The organism is Pinibacter soli (assembly GCF_029961145.1).
In the GTDB taxonomy this organism is placed as follows: domain Bacteria; phylum Bacteroidota; class Bacteroidia; order Chitinophagales; family Chitinophagaceae; genus Pinibacter; species Pinibacter soli.
This window is the reverse complement of record NZ_JASBRG010000007.1, coordinates 1137896-1155828: the sequence shown is the minus strand read 5'-3', so window position 1 is coordinate 1155828 and position 17933 is coordinate 1137896. Positions and strand designations below refer to the sequence as shown.

Annotated in this window: 8 protein-coding genes; 4 read left to right on the top strand and 4 right to left on the bottom strand. The window is 42.2% G+C overall.

Features of this window, described 5'->3' with window-relative positions:
• Window positions 1–283 precede the first annotated feature (283 nt).
• From QJ048_RS15375 to QJ048_RS15360, 4 genes are all read right to left on the bottom strand, one after another.
• Window positions 284–1336: a LacI family DNA-binding transcriptional regulator gene (locus tag QJ048_RS15375; protein WP_282335281.1), complete on the bottom strand. Its 1053-nt coding sequence runs from the start codon at window positions 1334–1336 to the stop codon at window positions 284–286.
• A gap of 147 nt (window positions 1337–1483) precedes the next feature.
• Window positions 1484–3508 carry an aceric acid hydrolase gene (locus tag QJ048_RS15370; protein ID WP_282335280.1) on the bottom strand — a complete coding sequence of 675 codons (2025 nt, stop codon included), beginning with the start codon at window positions 3506–3508 and terminating at the stop codon, window positions 1484–1486.
• Window positions 3509–3584: 76 nt separating this feature from the next.
• On the bottom strand, window positions 3585–5018 hold the full coding sequence (locus QJ048_RS15365) for a sialate O-acetylesterase (protein WP_282335279.1): 1434 nt from the start codon (window positions 5016–5018) through the stop codon (window positions 3585–3587).
• 200 nt (window positions 5019–5218) lie between these two features.
• A complete protein-coding gene (locus QJ048_RS15360; RefSeq protein WP_282335278.1) occupies window positions 5219–7939 on the bottom strand; it encodes a family 78 glycoside hydrolase catalytic domain in 2721 nt (906 codons plus the stop codon).
• Between the two features lie 353 nt (window positions 7940–8292).
• Here QJ048_RS15360 and QJ048_RS15355 point away from each other — a divergent pair, with 353 nt between their 5' ends.
• The 4 genes from QJ048_RS15355 (at window position 8293) to QJ048_RS15340 (ending at window position 17933) form a co-directional block, all read left to right on the top strand.
• Window positions 8293–11796 (top strand): malectin domain-containing carbohydrate-binding protein, encoded by a 3504-nt coding sequence (locus tag QJ048_RS15355; RefSeq protein ID WP_282335277.1) that lies wholly within the window; start codon window positions 8293–8295, stop codon window positions 11794–11796.
• 105 nt (window positions 11797–11901) lie between these two features.
• The gene (locus tag QJ048_RS15350) at window positions 11902–14688 is read left to right on the top strand and encodes an alpha-d-galacturonidase (protein ID WP_282335276.1); all 2787 of its coding nucleotides are present in this window, start codon (window positions 11902–11904) and stop codon (window positions 14686–14688) included.
• Between the two features lie 76 nt (window positions 14689–14764).
• Window positions 14765–16318, top strand: a complete 1554-nt coding sequence (locus QJ048_RS15345; RefSeq protein WP_282335275.1) for an MGH1-like glycoside hydrolase domain-containing protein — start codon at window positions 14765–14767, stop codon at window positions 16316–16318.
• Between the two features lie 58 nt (window positions 16319–16376).
• Entirely contained in the window at window positions 16377–17933 is a 1557-nt protein-coding gene (locus QJ048_RS15340; protein WP_282335274.1) for a glycoside hydrolase family 28 protein, read from the top strand.

Here is a 17933-nt window from a genome sequence, read left to right as displayed (position 1 = left end):
CGGGGATTGCTTCGCCACGTTGCGTTAGATCAATCATGTTTTAGGCATTCATGCATTCATTGTCCGCAGTGTCTCGCAATGACGGTGCGGGTTTGCTTGTTGATTGAATGGAAGCGGGATAGAATGATTTAAGTAACATTCACGGTTCAATATAGATTCAAATGCTGAACGGAGCGTCGCAACGATGCTTAATCAAGGCGCTGCTGCTGATTTCCAAATATGCTGCGGGAGAATTATTGAATCATTGATAAAAAGGCGACAATGTAGTCAGTTATTCAGTTACTCAGTTATTCAATAGCTCAATCATTTGCTTCACGCTCGAATCCCTCACCACTAGCTCTGCAGGAAGCACACGATTTTCAAAGACCTTTACTGCACGTTTTGCTTCCATTAGATTAATCAACATTTCTGTTGCAATTTTTCCCATTTCGAATGCGGGCTGTCTGACAACTGTGAGAGCGGGTTGCAAAAGATCTGTGGTCTCAGAATTTGAAAAACCAACCACTGCAATATCATTCGGTACACGGATTCCGGTTGATTTAAAATATCGCAACACGCCCATCGTGATTTTATCCGAACTCGCGAAAATAGCTTGTGGCCTTTGTTTCAGGTTTAGCAGTACATTCATTTCTTTCTCCAACTCTTCATAAAACAAACCACCATGCGCACAGTACCTGATCAGGCTTTCATCGATAGGAATGTAATGGTCGGTTAGTGCTTTCTTGTATCCATTCAATCTTCCTTGCGTAATGGAAGAGTGTTGTGAAAGAGAAATACTAGCAATTCGTGTAAAGCCGTTTTCAATAAGATGCGTTGTTGCGTCATAACTGCCCGTAAAGTTGTCAACTGTTACTTTGTGCGTCTTGATATCGCTTGCCACTCTGTCAAAAAATACGATCGGCAAACCTTTGTTGTGCAGGCTTTTCAGATGGCTGAAACTGGTTGTTTCTGCTGATACGGAAATTAATAAACCATCTACCGACCTTGATGAAAGATAATTGAGGCCGACTATTTCACGTTCGAAAGATTCGTGTGTTTGGGAGATGATCGCATTGTATCCGCAGTCATATGCGATGGATTCAATGCCATTAATCACTTGTGAGAAAAAGCTGTTGGCGATTTCGCAAACCACTATGCCGATGGAGCGGCTTCGTTTTTCCTTCAGACTTAAAGCAATGGGATTGGGTCTGTAATTATGTTCCTCTGCATAAGCGGAAATAAGTTTTTTTGTTTCCGGGCTGATCTCATGACTATCCCGCAATGCACGGGAAACCGTGGATTTGGAGAAACCCAATGCGTTTGCAATGTCTTTTATCGTGATGGCGTCAAACCTCATAAACCGGCAGTAATACAGTATGCTAAAAGTAGACAATTTAGGAATACGCCAATTTGTTGATAATTAAAGGGTTGCTGGAAAGCAGAGCGGATTATTATACCTGACAGGGTTTTCAAAAGCCCGTCAGGTCCGGAAGCTGGAAGTTTTCTACCTGCTTACCGGCAGCCAAACACTCATTTCGCTGTGGCCTCGATTGGCCCATGTGTAGTAAGGGATCAGCTTTATGGTTGTCTCTTTGGTCTTGTTTGAAAACTCCTGATACAAACGGTTTTGCCAGTTATTGTTGTTGACGCGGCATTCTGCCTTGCCTGTTAATGACATTACTTCGCTGCCTGAAATGGTGATCGGTTGAGGTGTGAGTTGTATGGATGCAGGAATCAGGATGTCGGCAACTTTTTCATCATTTGGTAAATCAGTTGATTCCAAACAATATACAACCGGACCGCGTTTTACCGCCACCATATTGCGGGATTCTTCTACTAACGGATTCGATTCCATTAGCTTCGTTTTCATTGGTAACGTAAGTACGATGCTGTCATTTTTCTTCCATGTTCTTTCCACTTCAACGTAACTTTCGGCATGTATGTTTTCAACAGGTTGCTCGTTGACAGTGATCGTTGCTTTGCTGCACCAGCTTGGAATGCGCAGGAACATAGAGAATTTTTTAGAAGGTGCCTGCTGCATTTTAATAACGATCTTATCGCTCCATGGATAGTTTGACTCCTGGGAAAGTTTTACAACGGAACCATCCTTCAGTTTTGTAGAAAGCTCATTGCCGCTATACAGATTGCAATAGATTCCTTTGTCGGAAAGGCTATACGCATAGCTGGAAATCTCTGCAATGGTGCGAATGATATTAGGAGGGCAGCAGTTGGATAACTTGATGTACGCTTGTCGTCCACCTGCCCAGCGAAGTGTGTAAGGAAAATTATCAAAGGAACTCAATGGGTTAGTATAGAAAAATTTATCGCCCTCTAAGTTAATGCCCGACAAAATACTGTTGTACAAAGTCTGTTCAAGCACATCAATGTATTTTGAATTGGCTGTAGCCTGGAACATGCGCCAGTTCCACAACAGGTTGCCAATGCTGGCACAGGTTTCATTATATGCCATTGTGTTTGGCAACTGATAGTCCAGGCCGTAAGCCTGATGTGTTTTTTGGATCTCGTTAGGATTGTATGATGTGCCATTCGGGGAAACGCCGTCGTACATGGCGCCGCAACCTCCGGTAATGTACATTTTCTTAAACACGAGATCGTTCCAGATATGATCGAGGCAATACATCAAAGAGTCGTCCTTTGTTTCAGCATAAACATCTGTTGCACCTGCATACAGATAGTTTGCACGAACCGCATGCCCGATTGCTTTTGTTTGTTGGCGAAATGGTACGCGATCCTGGTTGTCATCCGTGCCGTCGTTGGTGTATCCACGAATGTCGATCAGGTTTTTGGCAAGCTCCATGTATGCCTTGTTGTTGGTGGTTCTGTATAATTCTATGAGCCCCATATAATGCGAAGGGCAAATTGCATTGCGAGCCAATTCAGGCGAAGCATGCTGGTAATACTTGTTTAGAAAATCCGCTGCCCTGATCGCTATGTTGAGCAATGATTTTTTTCCTGTTGCCCGATAATGTACACAACCGGCAGTCATCAAATGTCCAAAGTTGTATGCTTCAAAATTGATGCGCTCCGCAAACGCCTTAGCTTTGGCCGGATCTTTTCTGGCTTCTATCAAGGCCGGTGTATAGATGTAACCGTCCTCACGTTGAGCTTTTGCAATTACAGCAATCGCTTCGTCCGTCATTGAATCAAGTTTCCTATCTTTTGTTACAGCATACACGGCTGCAACGGCTTCCAGGACTTTATAAAAATCTCCGTCATGAAAAGAAGGGCCCGAATGTGAGCCTGTGTCAATGCCCGCGGCAATTTTAAAATTCTCGAACGAGTGACTGATGCTGGCATCGGTGTAAACGTGCCAGATATTGGGAATCATTTCGTTTTTGCAAACATCAAAGCGCTCCGCCCAAAAGCCCTTTGTCCATTGTACATCACCCATGTTGGTGGAACCTAATTTTACATTTGGACTTTGTGATGTATTAACCAAACTGCGATTTTGCTGTGCAAAAACACTCGCACTTAAAAATAACAGACCAACAAAAAGACTTCTCTTCATATAGTTTCAGTTTAAGAAATCGTTACCAAAAAATCATCACAAATCATGACAATCATGATAATCTGCGTTCATGTTGTTACCAGTCATCGGTTCTGAATGAAGAAGCCGGTAATCCCTCTGTGCTGAACAATAGTCCGTCTTCCGGAACATCTTTAAATGCATAGCGAACAGCAACAGGTTGTTTCACTTGCGGAGAAGAAACTGTCACTGTATTCTTTGAAATGCTTGCAGCAGCGGGATAGAACACTTTGTCGCTTCCTGCAATTTCAAAATTGGATAGTTTTTTACCATAGGATGTAAGCCAGTTTTCAGCATTTTTAAAAGATATGATTGCTGTTGTATCTTTTATTTTTATTGAGTCATAAAGCGGGGCGAGATATCCAAATCCTTTCATATCATAGCTTTTGGCCAATGCGATATATGCGAGACGAATGCCTGGCGTTTCTTTATTCATCGGGTGGATTGTTTTTGCATCCCCGGCGTCCAGCAACACAGACATAGCAGCGTTTGGAATTGCGTCTGCCATCTTTCTTTGTGCGTCACGCAAATAAGCGGAGTTGTATTTTTCTGTTGCGTTCTTATCAGCAAGTTGCTTGTAACCATAAGGAGCAATTTGTGTGTAGTAAAAAGGAAAATCGCCAATGCCCCACTCGCTGCGCCATTGCTTTACTGCAGCTGGCAATAATTTTTCATACAGATCAGGATCTTCGTAATTAGATTCGCCCTGGTAAAAAATACAACCTTTGATAGTGTAACCTTCAACTGGGTGCATCATGCCATTGTACAACGTAGTAGGAGTGCGGCTCGCTAATTTAATAGAGTCATCTTTTTTAGGAATGGTGATAGATGGAAATGCTTTCAAAGTTTCAGGATTCATCCACGCTTGTATTGAAGAGCCGCTGTAACTACAGTTGATTAATCCGATAGGAACATTGTCCATCAAGGCGCTTAGACGTCTGCCAAAATAATAACCAACAGCGCTGAAGTTGCTCACTGTTTCCGGGTCTGCTTCTTTCCAATCAGAAGGCTTACTGTTTTCTTGCGGCGTAGTAACAGACGAACGCGGTACAGTATACAATCTGATGTTTTTGTTTTTTGACATAATGATCGCTTCGTTGGAACCGATGAGCGGCTGGCCTTTAAAGCCTTTCATGGCCATCTCCATATTCGATTGTCCACCGCATAACCATACTTCGCCGATTAAAATATTTTTCAGTGTAATTGGTTTGCCATCGCTAATTGTAAGTTCATAAGGACCACCATAAGAAGGCGTCGCGATCTTTACTTTCCATTTGCCGTCTGCATCTGCCTGGGCAGTATATTTTTTCTTGTTCCAGGAAGATGTGACCGAAATATTTGCGCCGGCTTTTGCCCAGCCCCAAATCGCAACGTCTGTTTGTTGCTGCAATACCATGTTGTCGGTGAATAGAGATGCGAGTTTAACCTGCGCCGACATTGAGCCGTAAGCGATCGACAGGATGAGCAGCAGTGATGTTAGTTTAAGTTTCATATGTTGAATTTGAGAGACGGAACGCAGATTTTCATGATTGTCATGATTGGTTAAGATTTTTTGATTTTTGATTTGAGATTTGAAATTTGATGCTTCCTGATATGCAACTAGCTTAAATTAAACTTTCATCTGGCTGCACAAAATCTCAAATTTCAAATCCATCAAATCATGACAATCATGAAAATCTGCGTCCCTGTATTTTAATCTTTTACTGTGAACCAATATTCCCCGGAAGCAATGTTTACGACCGTTCTACCGTTTTCATTGCCGAGGATTTTTACGTCTTTTTGTTTTGATAACAATTGATTGCTCTCGAAAATTATGGATTGCGCTGTTGCCGGTAAATACACTAGTGCCGTAGTGTTTCCAGGAATTTTCACATGCAATGAAAACGAACCGTTCTCTTTTTTCCAGTCACTCACAATCGTGCCGTACATCGTTTCATAACTGCCTTTGGCAAAATGAATGTCGCCCACCACTTCAGGCTTTATAACAATGTTTTTATAACCTACCGAACTGTCAGCCTGATTGATACCAAGCAGGCCATTGTAGAACCACTGCATGATGTGACCCAGCATCAAATGGTTGTTTGAGACATCGCTCAATGCCTGCCATGATTCAGTGAGAGCGGTTGCACCTTTTTTAATCTGAAAGCCATAACCTGCAACATCATCACGATTGTTCATTTCGTAAATCAGTTGTGAGGCGCTGCCTTCGTGCAATGCCCGCACGAGAAAGTGATAGCCTACATCGCCGGCTGTTAATTTTTTGCCGGAGGCAGAAATAGAATCGACAAGATTTTTCATCACAGCCGGTTTATTTTCTTCACGTACTAATCCTACGCATAGCGGCATCGCCATTGATGTTTGGCTACCTGTTGCATAGACGTTGGTGGCAGCATTGAAAAAATTGTCGTTAAAAGCTTGCTTCACTTGTTGTGATAAATCGCTGTATTTATCTTCATCTGATTTATTGCCGAGCAATGCAGCTACTTTATTCATCAAACTTAGATCATAGTAATAGATTGCCGTTGCCGTTAGCGGAATGGGCGTCAATTGTGCCACTCCCGGATGGTTCGGGCCATAATCGTACCAGTCGCCGAGCCCGTAAGAGAGAATATGATTGCTTGCTTTACTTTGAAGATAACTTGTGTACTTCTGCATCATGGGATAGGCTGTGGCAAGAATATCCTTATCTCCGTACCATTTGTAAATGAGCCATGGCACAATGATAGCGGCGCTTCCCCACTCAGGAGAATCCCGGAAACCGAAACCGTGATCGTCAAAGAATACAAACTCCGGTGCGATGTCAGGAACAAGGCCTTCGGCGGTTTGTGCATCCATCATGTCAAACACCAGTTTGCGATAGAGATTGTATGTTTCAAAATTACTTTTGATGCCATCGCCCATTAAATAGTCTTGTTCCAGCCAACTTAGCTTTTCCCTGTGCGGACAATCCGTTAACACACTTTGCATGTTGCTTTTTATTGCCCAGCGTATCAAGGTATTGATCTGGTTGAACAGTTGATTCGAACATTCAAAAGCTCCCGCAGTTGGTGAGCTGTTTCTTGTGTGCAATGACGACAGGCTTACAATCGAAGGTAAATCATTCTGCTGTTTTGCATTTGCGGGAACACCGCCTTCCACCTGTACGTAACGAAAGCCATAGTATGTGAAGCGTGGTCGCCATGTTTCTACACCGTCACCTTTTAATGTGTAGAAAAAATAATAAGGCTTGCCGGTTGCTTTTTGATTAGCAAGACTGCTATCAGTGAGTAATTCAGCAGGCGTCAATTTAATGGTTTGTCCTTTCTTGCCGGAGACTTTCAACTCGACAATACCTGAAATGTTTTGTCCGAAATCATACATGTAAATGCCCTTCGCTGGTTCGGAAATTGCCGGCTTGCTAAATGTTTCACAAACCTCCACAGGATAGTCATGCTCAGCTTCCAGTTTGCCTTGCGGAGATTTTACCAACACAACTTTCTTCCATTGTGCATCAGAAAAGGATGCAGTGTTCCAGTCTTTTTGTTCCAGCCTGGCATCGTAGTCTTCTCCACCATAAATGCTGGAGAAGGTTATTGGCGAAGCTGTGGTTTTCCAACTTTCATCTGATACTATATTTTCAACACTTCCGTCGTAATAAGTGAGTTGTATTTTGCAGATCATTTTTGGATTGCCAAAAACAGAAATTGCTTTGAAATAGCGTTCGCGGTTAATATTGTAAAATCCATTTCCTACCATAACGCCGATCGCGTTTTGTCCCTTTTTTACCAATGAAGAAATATCGTAGGAGTTGTAAAGGCAACGTTTGTCATAAGACGTCCAGCCAGGGGCAAGAAAACTGTTGCTCACTTTTTGTCCGTTCATACTTAGTTCATAATGTCCCAGGCCGCTGATAAAAACCAATGCACTTACAATCGTTTTATCAGCAGCGAAAGTTTTCCTGAAAAGAGGAACAACGGTTCTCTCCTTCGCTTTATCCGGCCCTAATTTTTTCTTTACATCCGGACTATGTACACCGGGAACGATGCGCGAAGTATCTGGCAGTTCTTCATAGCCGATCCATTTTGCGTTGCTCCAGTCATCACTGGTGAAAAGGCCCGTAGTAAATGAAGTTGGTGCGCCCCGCCGGGAGGCCTGTTTTTGCTTATTCCAGATTTTCACGCACCAGAAATAAGTAGTCGCAGGTTGTAATTTCTTTCCGTTATAAGAGATGAAAATATTTTCAGTCGCACTGATCTTTTGAGAGTCCCAAATTTCACCAATGCCTTTCTGCAAATTGCTCTTGCTTTTTGAAACCAGTATTTGATACGCGGACTGACTGCATCCGCGGTCGCCGTTTATTTTCCAGCTAAACCTTGGATGAACAGCATCAATATTTAAAGGTGCAATTTTGTCTTCGCATTTTAGATCGTGCACGGAAATGTTTTGTGCAGAAACGGCACAGCAAAAAAAACAGATCAATAAAGCCAGGCAGAATTTGTTCATAGTCAGCGATCGTTAATTGAATTGCAGGCGATAAAGTTAATCAATACACGTTATGAAAAACACGCAATGCTATCATTAAATCTCAACAAAAACAATATCATTTTTTGCTGGTTTGATGGACTATTTTACAACGATCGAATTTTTGATGAGAATTTTAAATCTTTTGCAATCCTTGTTATTGCTGGGTTGCAACAGTTTCCTATTTTTAAGCAGTGGTGTATGTTCAGTGAAAATGTACTTATCGCTCATCTCGCTGTTGCGGTATTTAAATATTCTTTACGATTATGTTCAAATTTAAACGGATTGCTTCTTGCCTGTTGTTCCTTCTTTCTTGTGCGATAGTTTTTCCGCAGGGATTACGGAAAGATGAATCTCTGAACAAAAGCTGGTATACAAAAATGGATACATCCAACGATGTGGCAGCAGAAGCTTTCAATGCCAGGGATTGGCAAATGGTCAATGTGCCACACAATTGGGACCAATACGATGGCTACAGGCGGCTGAAGCATGGCAACAAGCACGGCACAGCCTGGTACCGCAAATCTTTTTCCTTAAAAGATATCGATAAAACTAAACGCTACTTTCTTTGGTTTGAAGGTGTAGGTTCTTATGCAACGGTCTGGTTGAACGGAAAGCAGATCGGGCAGCATGCGGGCGGAAGAACAACTTTCACAATAGATATTACAAATGCGATTTGTAAAGAGAACTCCTTGATCGTGAAAGCGGCGCATCCCGCTATGATCAGCGATTTGCCCTGGGTTTGCGGTGGCTGCTCGGATGATCGTGGTTTTTCTGAAGGCTCGCAGCCATTAGGTATTTTCAGGCCGGTTCATTTGATAACTACAGGCCCGGTGCGTGTTGAACCGTTTGGTGTGCACGTTTGGAATGACAACAAAATTTCCAGTGCGGGTGCTGTATTACACATGGAAACGGAAGTGAGGAATTATGCATCGCAATCAAGAAAGATAGTATTGGTGAATACTTTGTTGGACGCATCTAATAAAGTTGTTGAGGTGCTTCGTCAGAACGTAACGCTTACAACCGGAGAAACGAAAACAATTCCGCAGCAAACTAAAACGATAGCCAATCCGCATTTGTGGTCATTGGAAAATCCTTATTTATACAGGCTTCAAACCACCATTGAAGAAAATGGAAAGGTTAGCGATCAGGATACCGTTACATATGGTATTCGCTGGATAAGCTGGCCACAAAACAGAAACGATGGATCGAAACAATTTCTGTTAAATGGAGAACCTGTTTTTATTAACGGAACCTGTGAGTATGAACACCTGATGGGCAAAAGCCACGCATTTAGCGAAGCACAAATAAAAGCCAGGGTTAAACAAATTGAAAGCGCGGGTTTCAATGCTTTTCGTGATGCCCATCAACCACATAATTTATTGTATCAAAAATACTGGGATCATGATGGTATATTGTGGTGGCCACAGTTCTCAGCCCACGTTTGGGTTGATTCTCGTGAGTTTCGGGAGAATTTCAAAACATTGCTGAGGGAGTGGATAAAAGAAAGACGCAACAGCCCTTCCGCTATATTGTGGGGCCTGCAAAATGAAAGTGTAATGCCCGCTGACTTTGCCAAAGAATGTTCTGATATTATCCGCGAGCTTGATCCCACTGCCAGCAATCAAAGAATGATAACCACCTGCAATGGCGGCGAAGGAACAGATTGGAACGTGCCGCAAAACTGGACAGGTACTTATGGCGGTGATCCAAATACATATGGAGACGATTTGAAGAAGCAATTGCTTGTAGGAGAATACGGTGGTTGGAGAAGTCTTGGTTTGCATGCCGAAAATGATTCGCATCAGAAGACTAACACTGAAGAAAAAATGACGGAATTGATGGAGCTGAAAGTAAGGCTGGCGGAGTCCGTAAAGGATTCCACCTGCGGACATTTTCACTGGTTGTTTGCCTCACATGAAAATCCCGGTAGATCGCAGGGTGGTGAAGGTATGCGTGAATTGGATAGAATCGGGCCGGTAAACTATAAAGGGTTGTTTACTGCGTGGGGAGAACCAACTGATGCATTTTACATGTACCGTTCAAACTATGCGGATAAAGTGAAAGAGCCTATGGTTTACATCGTGTCGCACACGTGGCCCGACAGATGGATGACTGCAGGCATGAAAGACGGAATAGTCGTGTATTCCAATTGCGATGAAGTAGAGCTGTTTAATGACGCAGATAAAACTATCTCGCTTGGTAAAAGAAACAGGAATGGTATTGGTACACACTTTGAATGGAACAAAGTCAACGTACAATACAATGTGTTGTATGCTGAAGCCCGTTTAAATGGTAAAGTCGTGGCGCATGATATGATCGTGTTTCATCATTTGCCGGAGGCGAAGAAAAAAAGTACATCGAATGAAACTGCCATTACAAAAGGGGTTGCTGGTTATAATTATTTGTATCGTGTTAACTGCGGAGGCGGCAATTACAAGGATGTTAATGGAAATATCTGGCACGCAGATGTTGATCAAAAGGTAACTTCTCATTGGGGTTCGGTGTCATGGACAAAAGATTTTCCGGGTATTTCGCCATTTTATGCAAGTCAGCGAACAACAAATGAACCTATTGCGAACACGAGTGATAACGCTTTGTTTCAAAGCTTCCGTTATGGTATGGATAAGTTGCAATATGATTTTCCGGTTCCCAATGGGGACTATCTTGTGGAGTTGTTTTTTGCAGAGCCATGGTACGGAGCGGGCGGCTCATTGAATTGCAAAGGCTGGCGGATGTTTGATGTGGCAATCAATGATAAAACTGTTTTGAGGGACTTTGATATTTTTAAAGAAGCTGGTTTTGCAAAAGCGATAAAGAAAGCCTTCAATGTGCATGTGACCAATGGCAGGATTAAAATATCGTTTCCAGATGCTGCGGCAGGGGAGGCAATCATAAATGCAATTGCAATTGGTACCAAAAATGTCCGGTCTGCTGTTTCATCTGCATCATCGCCGATGATTGCTAATTTTAAAACCAGCGCTGCGGCAAACAATTGGGAAACCGGTTCATGGCTCAATACAGGCGATAAAGTGTTTGTTGACAAAAGCGTTTCATTTGCCTCATTGCCTCCTGAATTATATGGCGCTGAATGGCTGAAGGTTTCTTCAGGGAATCAGGCTGGAAATAGTGTACTGGCAAGCTTTACCACAAGCGAAGCTGCCGATGTATATGTCGCTGTTGCTGATACAAATAAAGAACTGCCTTCATGGTTAACGGGTTTTAGCGATGCTCAAAAGAAAATAGTAACTGATGAAAATGGCGGCAAAGAATTTTCGTTGAAGCATAAGCGTGTAGCAAAAAATGCCTTGATCGAAGTAAAAGAAAATTGCACCGTGTTTGTAAATCCTGCATCCAACATGGAAGGCGCTTACGATCTGAAGCCTACAACAAAGTATGAAGCAGAGAAGGCAACATTAACTGATCTGCAAATTGCAAAAGAAGAATTGTACGGCAAACAGTTTGTTGAATTTGAGAAAGGCATTCAAGGTTCTATCGCATGGAATATTTACACGGGCGTTGCCGACGTTTATTCCCTGCATTTCAAATACCTGAACACCACCGGCAAAAAGATTACTATGAGAATGAAACTGGTGGCAACTGACGGGCTGCTGATAACTGACACAATTGTTGAGTTTCCTGTTCGTGAAGGGAAGTGGGGCGTTGTTGACAGTTCAACGGGAACATTTATCAACGCCGGAACGTACAGGATTATATTGTCGCCTGTAGATGGAGAAGGCTTGAGAGTAGATGCGTTGGAAGTGCAGTAAATTTTCAAATTGGAATAAAGTCCATCCTCAAACGAGAAAAAGGCATTTTTCGCTAGTGGTTGTTCGAATAAATTTGTAAGCTATTAACCTGCAATAAATTTACGAATGCTGCCTGTATTGAAGAATAGAACAAGTTTGTACTTATTGATCATCGTGCTTGCTACGATGAATCTTTTCGCTGTTGCGCAAAATAAAAAGACGGATAAAACAGCCAACCTTCTCATCTCTCTAAATGCTTCAAAACGTGTACAATTCGGTGCGGACAAAGTTTCCGCCGCATTGCAACAATCGGGTTATGGCGTGAAAACGCTTGTGGCTGGTAAGTCTTCTGCGAAAGTTGTAAACATTGTTATTGGGAAACTGGATGATGATATTTGCAAAAATGAAATTGCACAGAATAGAATTGCCCTGGCAAAACAACCGGGTAAGGAAGGCTTCGTGATAAAGCAACTTGCGGTCAATAAAATTCTCGTTGCTGGCGCAGATGAAAGTGGTGTTCTTTACGGATTGCTGGCGCTGGCAGATAGTATCAGGAAATACGACAAAATTCCTGCAGATTTGAATGTTACCGATCAGCCGGAAATGGTGCTTCGCGGCGCTTGTGTGGGTTTGCAGAAGCCTGCGTATTTGCCCGGTCGAAATGTATATGAGTATCCGTACACCGAAGAAACATTCCCTTGGTTCTACGATAAAAAATTGTGGTTGCAATATCTTGATTCACTCGTTTCTTACAGATTGAATTCATTGTATTTATGGAACGGTCATCCGTTTGCTTCTTTAGTGAAACTGAAGGAGTATCCTTATGCCGTGGAAGTAGACGATGCTACTTTTAAAAAGAACGAAGAGATGTTTACGTTTCTAACTGAAGAGGCTGATAAACGTGGCATTTGGGTGATCCAATCATTCTACAATATCATCGTTTCAAAACCTTTTGCAGAGAAAAATAATTTAAAGACACAAGACAGGAACAGGCCGATCATTCCAATCATTGCTGATTATACAAGAAAATCAATTGCTGCATTCGTAGAGAAGTATCCGAATGTTGGATTACTTGTTACATTGGGCGAAGCAATGGAAGGGGTGGGTCAAGATGATATCGACTGGTTCACAAAAACAATTATTCCCGGCGTACAGGATGGCCTGAAGGCGTTAGGTTCAAATACACAACCACCAATTGTTTTGCGTGCGCATGATTCCGATGCACCGTCTGTAATGAAGTATGCATTGCCTTTGTATAAGAATTTGTATACGATGGCAAAGTATAATGGTGAGGCTCTTACAACCTATACGCCACGCGGTTCCTGGGCCGAATTGCATCGCACATTAAGTCGCATTGGAACGGTGCATATAGAAAATGTACACATAATGGCCAATCTTGAACCGTTTCGTTATGGTTCGGCTGACTTCATTCAAAAATGTGTGCAGGCTATGCACAATGTATATGAAGCGAATGGTTTGCATTTGTATCCTGAAGCTTCTTATTGGGACTGGCCTTACACTGCCGACAAAACTTCTCCGCGCCTGTTGCAGGTTGAGCGTGATTGGATATGGTACAAAACATGGTCACGTTACGCATGGAATTGTCATCGCGACAGAAGCGGGGAAATCAATTACTGGGGCTGCGAGCTGGGTGATAAGTACGGCTGTGATTTGTCGCAGGGAAAAAATATACTGGAGGCTTACGAACAGGCGGGAGAGATAGCCCCAAAATTGCTTAGACGTTATGGTATTACAGATGGTAATCGCCAGACATTGACACTTGGTATGTTGATGACACAACTAATTAATCCCAACAGGTATGGCTTGTTTACTTTGTTGTATACGTCAGAAAGTCCGGATGGAGAAATGCTGATCGAGTATGCAGATAAGGAATGGAAACATCAACCCCATGTTGGTGAAACGCCGGTGCAAATTGCCAATGAAGTAGTTGAACACGGACGAAAAGCAAGAGAAGCGATTGATAAAGCCGCAACGTCTGTAACCAAGAACAGAGCAGAGTTTGATCGATTGAAAAATGATGTCTATTGTTATGATGCATTGGCAAGATCGTATTCAGAGAAAGCAATTGCAGCTTTGTCTGTATTGCGTTATAAATACTCAAAGGATATAGCTGATTTGGAAACAGCGCTGGTTCATTTGAAGAAGAGTGTTGATGCTTATGAAGAGTTAACGGATCTGACAAACGGAACGTATCTGTATGCAAACAGTATGCAAACTTCTCAACGCAAAATTCCAATTCGTGGTGTGGATGGAACATTTAAAACATGGAAGGAATGTTTGCCCGTTTATCAGCAGGAGTATAACTATTTGAAGAAGAACATTGACTCATTAAAGACAGCAAGTCACGCGGTAAAAATTAAAACGCAACCTGTTGTTTTGAAGAACGTATCTGTTAAGTTGTTAAGCAAAGCAGACGGCGAATATGTTGTTGGGAGCGGAGCTTCTGTATTTGGCGATACGGCCTCTTCCATTACGGCATTTGCAGCGGAAATAAGGGATTTAAAAGGGATTCGTTTCTCAAGAACAGAACAGCGAAAATCCGGCACTGAAGTAACATTCAAAAGCGATAAGCCGGTAAAGGTAGTGGTGGGATTTTTCAAGGTAAAGGACAAGGCAAACTATCTAGCTCCATCTGATCTTGAAACGGACGCGACTGCAAACGATCTTGGACAGGCTGATATAAAGCTGGCAAATGCTTTGACTATTGCTGGTTTTCCGTTGGTAAATATTCATACGTTTTCTTTTCCTGCAGGAACAAATACATTGAAGTTGGCAAAAGGTGCGTGTCTGGTGCTGGGCTTTCTCGACGGCTCAACTGATGTGCCGCGCTACAATGCTGGTGTTGGAATTACAGGCGAAAATGAAGATGTTGATTGGTTGTTCGAGCGGTAGAGACAAGGCATTGCCTTGTCTCTACGTATGACCAACTGCTTGGTTCATAAATACTAAAGTGATATTTAAATATAAAATGACTAGGAAAATATCTATAACGATTGCAATTGTTTTGCTCACCTTTCGAGTGTCGATTGCACAGGATTACAAGCCTTCGTTTATCAAGACAGATAAACTGAAGAAAGATGTTACATACTTCAATTTGATTGATTCCGGTGATGTGCAGAACTACGTGCCGAATGACAAGGCTTACGACTGGATATTGCAGAACACGCCATTGTTTGAATGCCCCGACAGCACAATACAAACGGTATACAACTATCGCTGGTGGACGTTTCGCAAACATTTAAAACAAACGCCTGAAGGGTTTGTTTTCACTGAATTCATTATTCCTGTTTCACATGCGGGCAAGTACAACGCCATCAGCAGTGCGCTGGGACACCAGGTGTACGAAGGCCGTTGGTTGCACGATCCAAAATATATACAGCAATATCTGAACTTCTGGTTCTTTGTAGACAGCAAAGAGAAAAAACAATTCTTGCATCGCTTTAGTGGTTGGGTAGAAGATGCGGTGTATAATTTTTATCTTGTTAACAATGATTTGAATTATGTAAAATCGGTAATTCCGGCAATGGATGCCGATTACAAGCTGTGGGAAGAAGAAAGAAGATTTCCTGATGGTTTGTTTTGGCAATACGATGTAAAAGATGCGATGGAAGAATCGATAAGCGGATCACGTAAATTCAGAAACAAAAGGCCTTCTATCAATAGTTATATGTATGGTAATGCGGTGGCAATGGAGAAAATGGCGGTACTTACTGGGGTAGATTCTCTTAAAGACCATTACAGAAATAAAGCAGCAGAATTAAAGAACGGCGTGGAAAATAAATTATGGAGCAACAAGGATTCTTTTTTCGAAACAGGAATGGAGAAAGGAGATACTTTGGCTAATGCGAGAGAGGCAATTGGTTTTACGCCGTGGTATTTTAATTTACCGGATGACAATGATAAGTATGTTAAAGCATGGTCGCAAATCGTAGACACTGCGGGCTTTATGGCACCATGGGGTTTGACTACGGCAGAGAGAAGACATCCGCAATTCCGCACACATGGCGTTGGTAAATGCGAGTGGGACGGTGCGATCTGGCCATTTGCCTCCACGCAAACTTTAAAAGGATTGTCACATTTGCTGACAGATTACAAACACAAAGGCGGGATGACGCCGCAGGTTTTTTATAATGCATTTCACACTTATGCAAGTTCGCATCAAATGGATGGTGTGATTTATATTGGGGAATACCAGGATGAGAAAACAGGAGCGTGGTTAAAAGGAAACAATCCGCGCAGCAGGTATTATAATCACTCAGGATTTTGCGATCTTGTGATCAATGATTTGGTGGGGTTCAAGCCAAGGGTGGATAACAAGATAGATGTTGATCCATTGCTGCCGGCTAACGAATGGGATTGGTTTTGTCTTGAAAATGTTTTGTATCATGGCAAGCAGGTAAGTATCCTTTGGGACAAGAGCGGCAAGAAATACAACAAGGGAAAAGGATTTCACATTTATGTTGATAATAAAGAAGTGTATCACGGCAATCAGTTGAAACATGTTACAATTGATTTGAAATAGTATTGAATCAATCATGCCGGTTAAACCTGAAAAATATAAACTCTAAAACGATCGCCTTTTGAAAAAGTTATTACAGTTATTTTTAGCGAGCAGCATACTTTGCTTTTTGGGAAATGCTTTGTTTGCACAACAGTATTACAATGTACTTAATTTCGGAGCAAAACGTGACAGTAGCAAACTCTGCACGCAAGCCATTAAAAATGCGATTGATGCAGCGTCAAAAGCGGGTGGCGGAACGATTTATTTTCCTGCCGGCAAATATCTTACAGGTCCGATTCACTTAAAAAGCAACATAACCATATTTATAGATGCAGGTGCTGAGTTGCATTTCAGCGACGATTTTGACAATTATCTTCCAATGGTAGAATCTCGCTGGGAAGGAACTGACGTGCAAAATTTCTCTCCTTTGTTTTATGCTTACAAGGCGGAGAATATTGCTATCCGTGGTCGTGGTATTATTGATGGTCATGGGAAAAAGTGGTGGGATTTTCATCATGGTTTGTATGCCAAGAATGCACCCCGCAGCAAATGGCAGGATATTTTTGCAGCGAATAATAAGAACGTTATTATGCCTGAAGTGCCTGATATGATTCAACGTGGCTTCCTTCGTCCGCCATTTATACAGCCAATGTATTGCAAGAATGTTTTGGTAGAAGGTATCACCATTCACAATTCTCCCTTCTGGACTGTGAATCCTGAGTTTTGCGAAAATGTAACGGTAACTGGAGTTACGATTCAAAATCCGGTATCGCCAAATACAGATGGCATCAATCCGGAGTCTTGCCGCTATGTGCATATTTCCAATTGTCACATTAGCGTAGGTGATGACTGCATTACCATAAAATCAGGTAAGGACAGTGCAGGAAGAAAAATGAACGTGCCTGCGGAAAATTATACGATCACCAATTGCACAATGCTTTCGGGTCATGGTGGTGTGGTGATAGGAAGTGAGATGTCTGGCAGTGTAAAAAAGATTGCGATTTCCAATTGTATTTTTGATGGCACAGATAGAGGGATTCGCATAAAAACAGCAAGAGGGCGTGGTGGCGTTGTGGAAGATATTCGTGTTGATAATATCATCATGAAAAATATTCGCCAACAGGCAATTGTATTTGATATGCAGTACACAAAGACCGCGCCGCAGCCGGTTACGGAGAAAACTCCGATATTTAGAGATTGTCATTTTAGCAATATTACGGCAGATGGTAACGAGGCAATACTGATCGATGGCATTGAGGAAATGCCGGTTGAAAATGTCACTTTTCATGATCTGCGTATGGATATGCAAACCGGAGTAACTGTTCGAAATGCGAAGAATATAGAATTTCACCAGGTTGCGATAACGGCAAAAAAAACTGCTTCATTTTCAATTGAGAATACTGCAGGCATTGAGCTGGATGGTGTTAAGACTTTACAGCCGGTTGCAGGAAAGCCATTGATCACAATGAAAAGCGTAACGGATGCATTTGTTCACGGTTGTTCTCCTGTCAAAGGTACAGACGTGTTTCTGCAAATTAACAATGTTGATTCTACAGAGATTGTTATAAAAGGCAACAACCTGAAAAATGTGAAAACGATTTTGTCGGGCGACACAAAAAATATTAAAGCTGACTAA